We start from the raw sequence: 12,816 nt of genomic DNA, 5'->3' as shown, positions 1-12,816 counted from the left end.
TTATACCTCCAATCAGATTTATTCTTAATTTTTCCATATTCTATCTTTTCATACATAGGAAGCAGGCATTGTTCATAACATAATAAGGTTGAAAAGGAGTGATTTCATTGGCGAATCAAAAAAAGAAAACTTTACCGCCCCAGCACCAGAACCAGCAGCCTGGTTTTGAATATCTCATGGACCCGCGTCCGGTTTTTGATAAGCCGAAGAAAGCGAAAAAATTAGAGGGCAAAACCGCTATTATTACTGGAGGAGACAGCGGAATTGGACGCGCTGTATCGGTGTTATTCGCAAAAGAAGGGGCTAATGTGGTCATTGTATATTTGAATGAACATCAGGACGCCGAGGAAACAAAGCAGTATGTAGAAAAGGAAGGGGGAAAATGCCTGCTGATTGCAGGAGATGTCGGGGATGAAGCGTTTTGCAATGATGTAGTCGGGCGGGCAAGCCAAGCGTTTCCATCCATTGATATATTGGTTAACAATGCAGCTGAGCAGCATGTCCAGCCCAGCATTGAAAAAATCACCAGCCACCAGCTGCTCAGAACCTTCCAAACAAACATTTTTTCCATGTTTTACTTAACAAAGGCAGTGCTGCCTCATTTAAAAAAAGGGAGCTCTATCATTAATACCGCTTCAATTACCGCCTATAAAGGCAATAAAACGCTGATCGATTATTCAGCGACAAAAGGAGCGATCGTCACGTTTACAAGATCCCTTTCCCAGTCGCTTGTTCAGCAGGGCATACGGGTCAATGCGGTGGCACCGGGTCCCATTTGGACACCGCTTATCCCGGCCAGCTTTGCCGCAAAAGAAGTGGAAGTGTTTGGTTCAGACGTGCCGATGGAGCGTCCGGGACAGCCGGTCGAAGTGGCGCCAAGCTATTTATACCTAGCCAGCGACGATTCCACATATGTCACAGGACAGACGATTCACGTCAATGGCGGAACCATTGTGAATGGATAATAAAAAGCCAATCCTTAAGGATTGGCTTATTCGCTCTGCTTGAGCGTTGCATATTCTTTAGAGAGCGTCAGAAACGCATCTTTATCTTTTTCGTCCAAGGCTTTGTTGATTTGGTCCGTCAGCATGGCCAGCCGACGCTTATACAAGGATTCATCGAGCACCATTTGAATATAGACATCCGTCATTGTGACATCAAGTTCTTTTGTTTTTTGCGTGTTGCGGGACTTCATGAGCTCAGTGTACGATTTTTTCTCTTTCATAAAGAATCCCCCCAATGCCTTTTTTATAGTATATGGATAACGGTCGAAAAAATCAATAAATTTTTATAATTTTTAGACAACTAATACTTGGCAATCTATCGACATATCCTGCAAAATGCCGTAAACCGGCAAGTCTAATCAAAGTAAAATCGGTTTATTACTAGTCATTTAGTACCATTAAATATCATTAAAAGATGATTTTATCTTAATTGTTAAAAAAACCTGTCGTTTTATAAAAACAGATGATAGATTATTAGTATAAATTTTGCAGAAAAAGGATGGAGGCCAAAATATGAGTCAGAAAACAGACGCACCTTTAGAATCGTATGAAGTGAACGGCGCAACAATTGCCGTGCTGCCAGAAGAAATAGACGGCAAAATCTGTTCTAAAATTATTGAAAAAGATTGTGTGTTTTATGTCAGCATGAAGCCGCTGCAAATTGTCGACAGAAGCTGCCGATTTTTTGGATCAAGCTATGCGGGAAGAAAAGCAGGAACTTATGAAGTGACAAAAATTTCACACAAGCCGCCAATCATGGTGGACCCTTCGAACCAAATCTTTTTATTCCCTACACTTTCTTCGACAAGACCTCAATGCGGCTGGATTTCCCATGTGCATGTAAAAGAATTCAAAGCGACTGAATTCGACGATACGGAAGTGACGTTTTCGAATGGGAAAACGATGGAGCTGCCGATTTCCTATAATTCGTTCGAGAACCAGGTATACCGAACAGCGTGGCTCAGAACCAAATTCCAGGACAGAATCGACCACCGCGTGCCGAAAAGGCAGGAATTTATGCTGTACCCGAAGGAAGAGCGGACGAAGATGATTTATGATTTTATTTTGCGTGAGCTCGGGGAGCGGTATTAAATAAGTTTATGATTTGGAGTGATATGTCCCTCCTATGAGAAGAGGTTTTAACATTTAATTTTAAATATTGTGCAACTCGGAACCTGCAACCCGTTATTTATTTCTAACCTTGTTATAAGGTTAGAAATAAATAACGCTGTCATACTATCGCCACCTATAAATAAAGATAAATAATATTTTGGGTTTTTAAATATCAAATCACAACTATTCATCTTTAAAACTTCCATCCTTTTCCGATAAAATAAGAAAAGGGAGGTTTTGGTTTTAATGGCAGAGAAATTTTTTCATGCTTTTCAAGTCGATATTCAAAAATTAATAACAAAAAAAGAAAAAGAGTATTTAAGTGATCAATGGGATTCTAAAGTATTTATAGAGTTACTTAATTCATTGTCACAAAGAAATCCATTAGATATTAGAAAAACTTATTCTGGTTGGTTTATGATAATAGATGAATGGTTTCCTAAACATGTAAGTAATAAGGTATCAAGTGTTCAAGAGAACCCACCTAAAAGAAAAACTGACCAAGAGAATTTTGATTATATTGTTGGAAGATTTGCATATGCAGAATATGGTTACGTAGGAGATTTAAGAGATGTAGATACTTTAGTTCGTAGGCCAAATGATAAAGGAATAAGAGAAGGTGAAGAAAAATTTGTTTATTTTTATGTCAGACTCTCTGACGGTTTATTATTATTGCAAGGAGATATGAAAGTAAATCGATCAAAAGTGGAAGATTATTTTTCTTTTATAGGTAAAGGCTTTCTGCAAACAAAAGGCTTTTATGATATTGCTGTACGCACTTTACTAAGGGGTGATTTTTTAGAGGAAGTCAAAAAATTAGATGCTGTTAACAAAATAGAAGTCGAAATAGCTACTGAAAAGCCTACTTCCTTTGAGAACGAACTTCTTCAAGAAACAAAAAAACAAGCTCTAGAATTTGAAGCGAACTATGCGACTCTTTCTTTATCAAGTAAATACAAAAGAGGAGTTGAAGGAATGAAAAATTTTGAATCATGGCTAAGTAAAATTAAGCCTAAAGGAACAAAGGCGCCCGTAGATGGAATTAGTAATATTAAAGTTATAGGGAAACAAGACGGGGATTATAAAAGAGTTTATCTGAGTAAAATATCAGAAAAATATTCGGTTAAAGTTCAATTAGATGATTTTAATAAAATCATGAGTGAAAAATTATATAAGGCTATTCATTTTGTTGTGGTAAACAGGGAGCTTTTATGGAGGGAGAGTGTAAAAGAGTGTGGTGAGGAAGCTTAAATTATTTTTCAAGGCGAACATTTTCCCTTTGGAAACAATAATTAATTATTTGAAATATTCAACTAAATCAGAGAAGATATTTGATTTTTTATTTCCTTTTCTTCTAGCAACAGCGATTACATTTTTTATTGTGAAAATGCAACCTCAATCAACGGTGGTTGTTGAGGGTATAAAAAACATTAATAGTCAGTCACTTACTTTTATAGCTATTTTAGCTGGTTTTAATGTTGCGAGTATATCTGTTTTGGCTACAGCAGGTTCTACTTTACTGGAGCGTTTAAGAGTTACGAAAAGTAAGAAGTATCAGAATGTCACACTTTTTGAAATAATGATGACATTTTTTAGTGCTTCTATAGTTTCTCAATTTTTAATTATACTTTTTGGATTAATTATTCTAATTTTAACTTCAGTTATTAAAATTAATAACACCTTAAATTTAGATTGGTACTTTTGGATATCCCTCACCATCTGGTTTTATGCACTAATAACCACACTATTTGTGTCAATAAGAAATCTTAAACTGTTATTTAATATACTTGTGAATGAAAAACATGAATAATTTATTGTAGGTGTTGGAGGATTTTTGAACAAGAGATCTCTACTGAACTTGGACACAAATAGAATGGCCAGTAACCTGTAGGTTACTGGCTTTTTTATTTGCTTTGTTGATATTATGAAGTGAATGGCAGTGTGTCGTGTCTATACGTTTCTCTTCAAAGATTTTATAAAAACAAATCAATATCTTTATTTTAGTTAGAATAGTTTAAGCCTAAGCCGTCGGAATTCCCCCGGTGATGCCATATACCTGAGATGTTACATAGCTTGAATTCTCTGAAGCTAAAAATACATAAACATCCGCCAATTCCGCTGGCTGTCCAGCGCGGTTTAATGGAGCTGGAGGCGTGCCTTGTCCGAATTTCGGGATGTTTTCCGTCGGCTGTCCGCCGGAAATTTGCAGCGGTGTCCAAATGGGTCCGGGCGCAACTGAATTCACTCTGATTCCTTTGGAAGCCAGCTGTTTTCCCAGTCCGATGGTAAAGCCGATAATGGCGTTTTTCGTTGCTGCGTAATCTAACAGCATCGGGCTTGGATTGTAGCCTTCAACTGAGGTAGTTGTGATAATTGAAGCTCCCTCCGGCAAATACGGAAGCGCCGCTTTTACAACCCAGTAAAGGGAGAAGACGTTCACTTCAAATGTTTTATAGATTTGTTCAGTAGGCAGATCTTCGATGTTTTCGACTGCTTGCTGTTTGCCTGCAACGAGCGCCAGCACATCAAGTTCTCCGAGCTCCTGCTGCGCCTGTTTGACCAGATCCTGGCAAAAGGATTCGTCGCTCAAGTCTCCGGGAATCAGCACTGCTTTTCGACCTTCTGCTTCTATGAGTTCTTTTACCTCTTCAGCATCTGGCTGTTCCTCGGGCAAGTAGTTAATGGCCACGTCGGCGCCTTCTCTGGCGTAAGCGATCGCGGCAGCGCGGCCGATGCCGGAATCGCCGCCGGTGACAAGCGCTTTTCGGCCGATTAGTTTACCTGACCCCTTGTAGCTTTTTTCTCCGCAATCAGGGAGAGGCTTCATGTTCTTTTGCAGGCCTGGCGGCTCTTGATATTGTTCAGGAAATTCATCATGAAAAAATGCTTTTATAGGATTCGTAAGGTTTGAATCAGACATCATCAACGCTCCTTTTTTGTTTGGTGTACATTCGTATGTGTACCCCTGAGCATGTGGAGAAAAACATGTGTTGGCAGTTTGAATAGTGAAGGAAAAAGAAAACAAGAAAAACAAACTCTTCTTCCATATTTATCTTGTCAAATAAGACTATATGAATTATGATAAATTCGAGCTATAAATCAACTAAATATTGGGTGTTGGGGGAGTGAATTGGCATGAAAAAAGCGGCGGCGGTTTTGCTGTCACTCGGTCTCGTTTTCGGTTTTTCATACGGAGCTGACCATGTGGCGGAAGCCAAAACAAAGGTGAAAGTCTATAAGAACTGCAAGGAGTTAAACAAAGTATACAAAGGCGGAGTGGCCCGCACATCGAAGGTGAAAAATAAAGGCGGAAAAACGAAGTACAAGCCTTACGTCTCTAAGGACCTTTATGATGCCAATAAAAAGAAAGACCGCGATAAAGATCTTATCGCCTGTGAACGGTAAATAAGAAAAAGCAATCTGATGTCCAGATTGCTTTTTCTATTGCTTAAGCCGCCTGATCGGCCGCAGCGCTTTTCGCCTTCCTTGTCATAAGGCTGACTGCCGTCATGACCGTGATATTCAAAAGCAGGGCGACGATGCCGACATTCAAGTCTTTTGCGGCTTGCGGCAGCGCCGGAAATAAAGTGCCGATCGTCGTTTCCGTCATTGTAATATAAGTAACTGCTCCAACACCTGCCATAATGCCGGCGAAGGCTCCCTGCTTTGTCACCATATTATGCTTGAACAGGCTGAACAAAAGGGCGGGGAATAGCTGTGTGACAAGGCTGTAGCCCATCAAAAGCAGCGTAACGATGGTATTCCCGCCTTTGAAGGTAAAATACACCGAAATCAGCGCGATCACCGGCACTAAAAACTTAGCAAGCGTCGATACTTGCTGTTCTGTCGTGCGGGGTGCGATTACCTTGTACACATTTTTTGCAAACAGCGTGGAGGCGGACATTAAGATCATAGAGCCTGGCACAAGTGCTGTCAGCAGTCCGGCAGCACCGATAATTCCGACAAACCATGGGTCAAATGCTTGCAGGGACAGTCTCAAAAGCGATAGATCCCCGTCTGCGCCTTTCAGATCTGGAACTTGCAGGATAGCCGCGAAGCCAACGAAAAGGACGAAGAGCAGGACCAGCTGGTACAAAGGCATGATGATGGCGTTTTTGCGAAAGACTTTTGGATTTTCAGCTGAATACGAAGCGGAAAACGTGTGAGGCCACATGTAAAACCCGAGCGCTGTCAAGAGTACGGTTGAACTGAACCACGCCGTACTTTGTCCTGTTTCGGGCAGTGTAAGAAAGCCAGGCTTTGCCGTTTCAATCTGCTGAAACATGTCTTGAAATCCGCCGTAGTAATGAATTGGCAAATACACACCTAAAAACAGAACGACAACCAGAATCATGATGTCCTTCACAACCGATATCCAAGCTGACCCGTGAATGCCGGAAACCATAACATAAACCGTAATGGAAATGGCACCGATCCAGATGGCGGCGGTCGGGGTGATTTTGCCGTACGAGGTTTCCGATACAATCAGCCCGAGGCCTTTCAGCTGCAGTACAAGATAGGGAATGAGTGCGGCGATGCCGACCAGTGAAACGAGAATGCCAAGCAGCGGACTGTTGTATTTTTTTGTGAAAAAATCAGACTGCGACATCAGTTTATGCTGTTTCGCGTACGTCCAAACTGCCGGAAGAAGCCAGTAAGATAGGATGTAGGCCAGGCATCCGTAGGCGATGATATAAAAGGCTGGACCGCCCTTTCCGTAGGCCCAGCCGCTGCCGCCGAGAAACGTAAAAGTAGTGTAAATTTCGCCTGCCATCAAAAGGAAGACGAACACAGTTCCGAAGCCGCGTCCTCCGACTGTCCACTGCTCCAGGTTCATGTCTTTTCCTTTTTGGGCGCGTATACCGAGAAAAATACTCAAGAGCAGGACGCCAAAAATGATGATGAGAGCTGCGTTCATTCTGCTTCCTCCTTTTTATTTTCCTTGTCGAGGACATACACAATTGCCATCAGCGCAGAGGTCAAAAGAGCCCACATCACAATATAGGCAAGGATAAACGGCATGCCGAACACATAGGGGGTCACTTTATTTGCAAAAGGGATGCCGAGTAAGATTCCGATAAAGGGCAACGCGGCGAGAACGTGAATCAGTTTCATAAAATCCTCCTTCTCATTAGGATTGGGGGTGTACAAGCCCGGCCGTACTGAAAATGGTGTCGTCGATATGGCAGTACATGTCATATTTCGGGGTGAAAGGCTGTGGTTCGAATTATAAATAAATTTATTTTGTTTGTATAGTGTGAATTGTCTGAAATTTATGATCGGGATCACCCCGAAGAGGGAACGGACAATATGATTCAAAAGGCTCAGGTCCTGTCCGGGGCAAATAGATAGTATGTTAATAATTCGCTGACCTGCTCACGGATTCGGGGATTAAAATAGCGGTGCTTTTCTTCATAACCGTCCATGACAAATACATAGAGCGTAAACGCCTCATCGCGTTCCATCTCGCGGATCGCAATTTTCCTCTTCCTCAGTTCTTTTCTGACCTCTATCAAATCCTTTTGTGCTATTTTTAATGATTCGCTGATAAGCTGTTTATAAGGATGCTTCAATTTTAATGTGCTTTCTTCAATTGCGGCGAGATCACGGTTAAAAATCGTAATGGCCATGGGCAAAAAGAGAGCACGTTCAATTAAATCGTATATTTCCTCCTGCAGATTCGGCATGTTGACTCCTTCTTTCTAAGGGAACGTTTGTTCTATTTGTATTCTATATCGGCTGGTGAAATGTTTCAAGACAGAAAAAAACACCAAAACTTTTTAGTTTTCTGCTGATAATGTGTAGAATAAGGATAGACAAACCCGGTAAGGAGTATAAATGTTGGAGCATTTTTTATCCTATTTGACACAAGAACATTTAACTGAATTATTTCAAAGCTATAGGGCTTTCGGTCCGCTCATAGCTGTGCTGCTGCCTTTAATTGAAGCGTTTCTCCCGTTTTTGCCGCTGATCGTGTTTGTGGTGGCGAATACGAACTCGTTTGGCTTATGGGAAGGATTCATCCTGTCCTGGGCGGGATCAACTGCTGGTTCCATTCTCGTATTTTTGATCGTCCGTCAATACGGACAGAGAAAATTGCTTGGATTTATCCGCAGTCATCCGTCTGTCAGAAAGCTGATGTTATGGGTGGAAAGACACGGCTTCGGCCCCATGTTTCTTCTGCTTTGTTTTCCATTTACACCGTCAGCCGCGGTGAATGTTGTTGCCGGTTTGTCAAGGATCGGAACGCGGCCGTTTATTTTGGCGGCAGCCTCAGGGAAGCTTGTCATGATTTTTATGATCAGCTTCATCGGATATGATCTGCACGCGCTGATTACACAGCCGATTCGAACGGTCATCGCCGTATTGGTGATCACTGTCTTATGGTATGTCGGCAAAAAGGTGGAGCGGCATCTGCATGTAAGAGCCAGTCAGCGTGAGCATGATGGAGGGAGACAGTAACATGAAAAAACGGTTTTTGTTTCTTGCCGGTGTAGTGTCCGTCGTTCTCGCCATTCAGGTTAAAAATGCCGTCTTTATTGATTACAAGGTAGAAGGTGTCAGTATGAACCCGACGTTTCAGGAAGGGAACGAATTGTTGGTCAATAAATTTTCACATCGATTTAAAACCATCCATCGTTTTGACATCGTTCTTTTTAAAGGCCCTGATCATAAAGTGCTGATTAAACGGGTGATCGGCTTGCCCGGTGAAACGATCAAATATCAAGATGATCAGCTGTATGTGAACGGAAAGCAGGTTGCTGAGCCATTTTTGAAGCATTTGAAATCCGTTTCTGCCGGAAGCCATGTAACAGGTGATTTTTCTATGAAAGATGTGACGGGAACAAGCAAGGTGCCGAAAGGAAAATATTTTGTCGTTGGAGATAATCGCATATACAGCTTCGACAGTCGGCATTTTGGTCCGATAAGAGAAAAAAATATTGTCGGTGTGATTTCTGATGCCGAATAAAAAGACGCTAATTGAAGAGGCGTCTTTTTGTATGCCGTTTGGAAAAATGTGTTGAAGAAAAATTTGTAAGGAGCTATAATCAATATTGTTACGTGTGTAACAATATTCGTATACTTTTTGATTGGAGGTCCATTTTTATTGGGTTTTGTTCGTTTTTTATGAAACAAAAGGAGTGGTGAGTGATGATGAAATATGAAGCAGTGATTATAGGTGGAGGGCCGGTCGGATTTATGCTGGCTTCTGAGCTTGCGATGGCCGGGGTGAAAACATGTGTGATTGAACGGCTTGAAAAACCTGTTCCACATTCCAAAGCGTTGACATTGCATCCCCGAACGCTGGAGCTCCTTGAGATGAGAGGGATTTTAGAGCGGTTCGTATCCAAGGGAAGCAAGATACCTTCCGGACATTTTTCAATGCTGGATACCCGTCTGGATTTTTCAGGCTTGGATACGAGTTGCCCTTACACGCTTTTGCTCCCGCAGTCCAAAACAGAAAAGCTGCTTGAAGATCATGCACGACGTCTGGGTGTAGAGGTGCTTCGGGGGGCAGAGGCGCTGACGGTTACGCAAAACGAGGAAGCGGTGCAAACGATTTTTAAGGATCGGGACGGCAGTGTACGGACGATCACGAGTAAGTTTGCCGTTGGTGCCGATGGCGGTGGAAGTACCGTCCGGAAACAGGCTGGAATTGAGTTTCCGGGTACAGACAGCACTGTCACCGCTGCGCTTGGAGATGTGGTGCTCCATTCTCCGCCGCCGTCAGGAGTACTGTCCCTTTGCACAAAAGAGGGCGGTGTTATGATTGTTCCGTTATCACCAGGCCAATACCGTGTAGTTGTCGTCAGCCCTTATCGCACACAAACGCCGAAAGATGTGCCGGTGACTGAGGAAGAGCTGAAAGCTGACCTTCTGCGAATTTGCGGGACTGACTTCGGTATAACCGACCCTTCGTGGATGTCGCGGTTCGGAAACGCCGCGCGCCAAGCAAAACGGTATCGGAACGGCAGAATCTTTCTAGCAGGTGATGCCGCACATATTCATTTTCCAGCGGGCGGGCAAGGATTGAATGTCGGCCTTCAGGATGCGATGAACCTTGGGTGGAAGCTTGCAGCGGCGATCAAGGGCTCTGCGCCTTCATGGCTTTTGGACAGCTACCATGACGAGCGGCACCCGGCAGCTGAAGGGCTCTTGAGGAACACGGAGGCACAGACAAGGCTGATCGATTTTACTCAAGCAGGCCTCCATTTGCGGGGGATGATGTCGGAGCTGCTGGCCTTCCCTGATGTGAATCGATATGTAGCGGGGCAAATTTCTGCGCTCGATGTCAGATATGAAGCTGATCTCATCATGCCGCCGCATCGTTTGAACGGGGCAAGGCTCCCTGATATGGAGCTAATTCTTTCCGACGCCAGTTCGGAAGGGCTGTACAGCCTTCTCCGAAACGGGACATTCGTTTTGCTGTCGTTGATGCAGGAAGCTGATGATCATATCAATGTGAAAGGCTTACGAACGGTAAACGCCTCGCTTGCAGAACCGAATGAAAAGTTGCGGGATGTGCATACCATATTGATTCGTCCTGATGGACATGTAGCCTGGGCGGTAGATGCATCAGCGCCCGATTGTGCCGAGGTGATTCAAAAAGGGATCAGCCGCTGGTTTTCCGTCCCCAGCCGAGTATAATTCAATTCGATTGTTTCATCTGTAACAAAACGGTATGATAGAAGAAACAATCGAATGAAAAAGGATGGAAAACCCGATGAACACAGATCATACGAAACGCAATCTTTTTGAATTGTATGCGGAGCTCATTCATCAGCAGGAGAAATGGGAGGTGCTTATTAAAGCTTTTTTATCCGACGAATTGAGGAAGCTGGATGTAGAGCACGAGAGTAAATCTCAATTGACGATGACAGAAATTCATGTTCTGTCCTGTGTCGGGGACAATGAACCAATCAATGTCACGTCGATAGCAGAAAAAATGAATACGACAAAAGCGACTGTATCACGCATCAGCACAAAATTGCTCGGCGCAGGCTTCCTGCACAGAACACAGCTCAGCGATAATAAAAAGGAGGTCTACTTCCGATTGACGCCTGCTGGAAAAAAGCTGCACAATTTGCACAAATATTATCATCAGAAGGCTGAACAGCGTTTTCTGTCATTTTTTGACCGCTATACCGAGGAGGAAATTCTTTTTGCGGAACGGCTGTTTCGTGATCTGGTGACAAAATGGTATCCGACGTCAGAAGAAATTGAAGGAGGCCTTCCCGGCATTTTTAAATAAAAAACACGCACTGCGGTGCGTGTTTTTTACGTTTTTTCTTTCTTTTTCAGGATGATGAGGTAAATCAAATTTCCTCCGACTAAAATCGTAAGCGGCAGTCCGGGGGAGCCGGTTGCCACCAAATTATAAATCAGCCAGATTCCTAAGCATATGCCATAATATAAGTGCATTGCCTTCTCTGGATTGTCGCGCAGCAAAAGAGTCACTCCTTCCCCATCTGCTATAAGTGTATCATGGAAGGATTTTGTTTCCAATTATGCATTGCTGCTGATCGAGCCCTCTTTTCCTTTTTTTTCACCATGGAGATGGTGAAGCAGACGATAAAACGGCGGCAGCAGGGCAATGACAAGGATGACGCGGATGACCTGAACCGCAACGACAAAGGTGGAATCAGCATGTAATGTAACTGACGTCGTCGCCATCTCTGCAATCCCGCCGGGCGCAAATGCCAGAACAGAGGTGATGAGCGAGATTCCTGTCAGTTCGGATACGATCACGGCGCTCAAAAACATAGCTGCGATTAAACCGACGGACGAGACAAACCCGACGATGATAATGCGGGTGACGCCGGCAAACATGCTTTTGTACATTTTAGAGCCGATCGTTGCCCCGAGAAATACTTGTGATACATGGTTCGCTTGTGACGGCCACCATGCCGTCATGTCGTGCCCTATCGCCGCAGCTCCGCCAACATGTACAATTGCTACACCGAGCATGCTGCCAAGCAGCCATGGAGCCGGAAACTTTAAACATTTCGCCGCTTTACAGGCTCCCCAGGCAGCGAGAATCAGAATGACGGTCCACAAAACGGGAGCGAGCCTAAAATCTGTCGTTGCTGAAGAAAGCCCTGCCGCAGCACTTGTGGAACTGTCTTGTTTTGTATAGATCATGATAACCAAAAACGGAATGGAAAGGACCACGAGCAGCACCCGCATCATTTGCACGAGGCTGACAATGGCGGTGTTGGCGCCGACCTCCTGTGCGATGCTCGGCATGGCGGAAAGCCCGCCGGGAGCTGTGCCGACAAAGCTAGTCATCATATCCGTTTTGCTGAAACGCCAAAGCACATATCCTGACAGCATGGCCAGCAGGATAGACAATATCAGCATAACGCCGACTGAAAACCAATGGTCTTTGAGAACAGAGAGAACGGATAAATTCAGCTTTTGGCCCAATTCGATGCCGAGGATCATCTGCCCGAGGGCGAGCCATCGTCGGTTAATTCCTTTTTGGTCTGGTGCCATCATCAGCCATGCCGGCCGTATCATGGCGAGGCAGCAGGCGACAATCAGCGTTCCGATCATCCATCCAATTGATATTCCGGTTAATGAAAGAATAAACCCCCCGGCTGCACTGATTGCGATAAACCATAGATCTTTGAGGAGATTTTCGTCTTTCTTCAATGTAAACCCTTCTTCCTTTTCGCTAACACTCCAATTGTTCACG

General features: G+C 43.7%; 16 protein-coding genes. 9 read left to right on the top strand and 7 right to left on the bottom strand.

All coding sequences use genetic code 11. The features are described from left to right. Positions 1-107: 107 nt before the first annotated feature. A complete protein-coding gene (locus BFW96_RS07360; RefSeq protein WP_069839067.1) occupies positions 108-965 on the top strand; it encodes an SDR family oxidoreductase in 858 nt (285 codons plus the stop codon). Between the two features lie 26 nt (positions 966-991). On the opposite strand, the gene BFW96_RS07355 is transcribed toward BFW96_RS07360, so the two are convergent. Then, positions 992-1,225 (bottom strand): IDEAL domain-containing protein, encoded by a 234-nt coding sequence (locus BFW96_RS07355; protein ID WP_014663441.1) that lies wholly within the window; start codon positions 1,223-1,225, stop codon positions 992-994. A gap of 292 nt (positions 1,226-1,517) precedes the next feature. On the opposite strand from BFW96_RS07355, the gene comK reads away from it, so the two are divergent. The 3 genes from comK to BFW96_RS21835 all read left to right on the top strand — a co-directional run bounded on the left by comK (position 1,518) and on the right by BFW96_RS21835 (position 3,927). Further along, on the top strand, positions 1,518-2,096 hold the full coding sequence (gene comK, locus BFW96_RS07350) for a competence transcription factor ComK (protein WP_014663442.1): 579 nt from the start codon (positions 1,518-1,520) through the stop codon (positions 2,094-2,096). A 267-nt stretch (positions 2,097-2,363) separates the two neighbouring features. After that, positions 2,364-3,368 carry a hypothetical protein gene (locus BFW96_RS07345; protein ID WP_040083523.1) on the top strand — a complete coding sequence of 335 codons (1,005 nt, stop codon included), beginning with the start codon at positions 2,364-2,366 and terminating at the stop codon, positions 3,366-3,368. A 28-nt stretch (positions 3,369-3,396) separates the two neighbouring features. Next, positions 3,397-3,927 (top strand): hypothetical protein, encoded by a 531-nt coding sequence (locus tag BFW96_RS21835; protein WP_231560775.1) that lies wholly within the window; start codon positions 3,397-3,399, stop codon positions 3,925-3,927. A 210-nt stretch (positions 3,928-4,137) separates the two neighbouring features. Here the strand turns inward: BFW96_RS21835 and BFW96_RS07335 are convergent, their stop codons facing one another. Then, on the bottom strand, positions 4,138-5,037 hold the full coding sequence (locus BFW96_RS07335; RefSeq protein ID WP_069839065.1) for an SDR family oxidoreductase: 900 nt from the start codon (positions 5,035-5,037) through the stop codon (positions 4,138-4,140). A gap of 215 nt (positions 5,038-5,252) precedes the next feature. Between BFW96_RS07335 and BFW96_RS07330 the strand changes: the two genes are divergently transcribed. Beyond that, positions 5,253-5,522, top strand: a complete 270-nt coding sequence (locus tag BFW96_RS07330; protein WP_014663444.1) for an excalibur calcium-binding domain-containing protein — start codon at positions 5,253-5,255, stop codon at positions 5,520-5,522. Positions 5,523-5,565: 43 nt separating this feature from the next. Here BFW96_RS07330 and BFW96_RS07325 read toward each other — a convergent pair whose 3' ends face one another. From BFW96_RS07325 to BFW96_RS07315, 3 genes are all read right to left on the bottom strand, one after another. After that, complete coding sequence (locus tag BFW96_RS07325) at positions 5,566-7,035, bottom strand: sodium:solute symporter family protein (protein WP_069839064.1); 1,470 nt, start codon at positions 7,033-7,035, stop codon at positions 5,566-5,568. Further along, positions 7,032-7,232, bottom strand: a complete 201-nt coding sequence (locus tag BFW96_RS07320) for a DUF3311 domain-containing protein (protein ID WP_003224377.1) — start codon at positions 7,230-7,232, stop codon at positions 7,032-7,034. The genes BFW96_RS07325 and BFW96_RS07320 overlap by 4 nt, the downstream gene beginning before the upstream one ends. Positions 7,233-7,441: 209 nt before the next feature. Next, positions 7,442-7,804, bottom strand: coding sequence for a YhjD family protein (locus tag BFW96_RS07315; RefSeq protein WP_069839063.1), 363 nt, complete (start codon positions 7,802-7,804; stop codon positions 7,442-7,444). A 151-nt stretch (positions 7,805-7,955) separates the two neighbouring features. On the opposite strand from BFW96_RS07315, the gene BFW96_RS07310 reads away from it, so the two are divergent. The 4 genes from BFW96_RS07310 (at position 7,956) to BFW96_RS07295 (ending at position 11,370) form a co-directional block, all read left to right on the top strand. After that, positions 7,956-8,579 carry a TVP38/TMEM64 family protein gene (locus tag BFW96_RS07310; RefSeq protein WP_014663448.1) on the top strand — a complete coding sequence of 208 codons (624 nt, stop codon included), beginning with the start codon at positions 7,956-7,958 and terminating at the stop codon, positions 8,577-8,579. A gap of 1 nt (position 8,580) precedes the next feature. Then, positions 8,581-9,087 carry a signal peptidase I gene (gene lepB, locus BFW96_RS07305; RefSeq protein ID WP_069839062.1) on the top strand — a complete coding sequence of 169 codons (507 nt, stop codon included), beginning with the start codon at positions 8,581-8,583 and terminating at the stop codon, positions 9,085-9,087. Positions 9,088-9,266: 179 nt separating this feature from the next. Then, positions 9,267-10,766 (top strand): monooxygenase, encoded by a 1,500-nt coding sequence (locus tag BFW96_RS07300; RefSeq protein ID WP_083252822.1) that lies wholly within the window; start codon positions 9,267-9,269, stop codon positions 10,764-10,766. Between the two features lie 76 nt (positions 10,767-10,842). Continuing rightward, positions 10,843-11,370, top strand: coding sequence for a MarR family transcriptional regulator (locus BFW96_RS07295; protein WP_069839061.1), 528 nt, complete (start codon positions 10,843-10,845; stop codon positions 11,368-11,370). A gap of 26 nt (positions 11,371-11,396) precedes the next feature. Here BFW96_RS07295 and BFW96_RS07290 read toward each other — a convergent pair whose 3' ends face one another. Both BFW96_RS07290 and BFW96_RS07285 read right to left on the bottom strand, forming a co-directional pair. Further along, positions 11,397-11,624: a hypothetical protein gene (locus tag BFW96_RS07290; RefSeq protein ID WP_069149321.1), complete on the bottom strand. Its 228-nt coding sequence runs from the start codon at positions 11,622-11,624 to the stop codon at positions 11,397-11,399. Further along, the gene (locus tag BFW96_RS07285) at positions 11,625-12,773 is read right to left on the bottom strand and encodes an AbrB family transcriptional regulator (RefSeq protein ID WP_069839060.1); all 1,149 of its coding nucleotides are present in this window, start codon (positions 12,771-12,773) and stop codon (positions 11,625-11,627) included. Positions 12,774-12,816 lie beyond the last annotated feature (43 nt).

Origin of the sequence: Bacillus sp. F56 (genome assembly GCF_001748205.1) — a bacterium.
GTDB classification, from domain to species: Bacteria; Bacillota; Bacilli; order Bacillales; family Bacillaceae; genus Bacillus; species Bacillus stercoris.
Note: the sequence above shows the minus strand (reverse complement) of the source record. Positions and strands in the feature narration are given on the sequence as shown.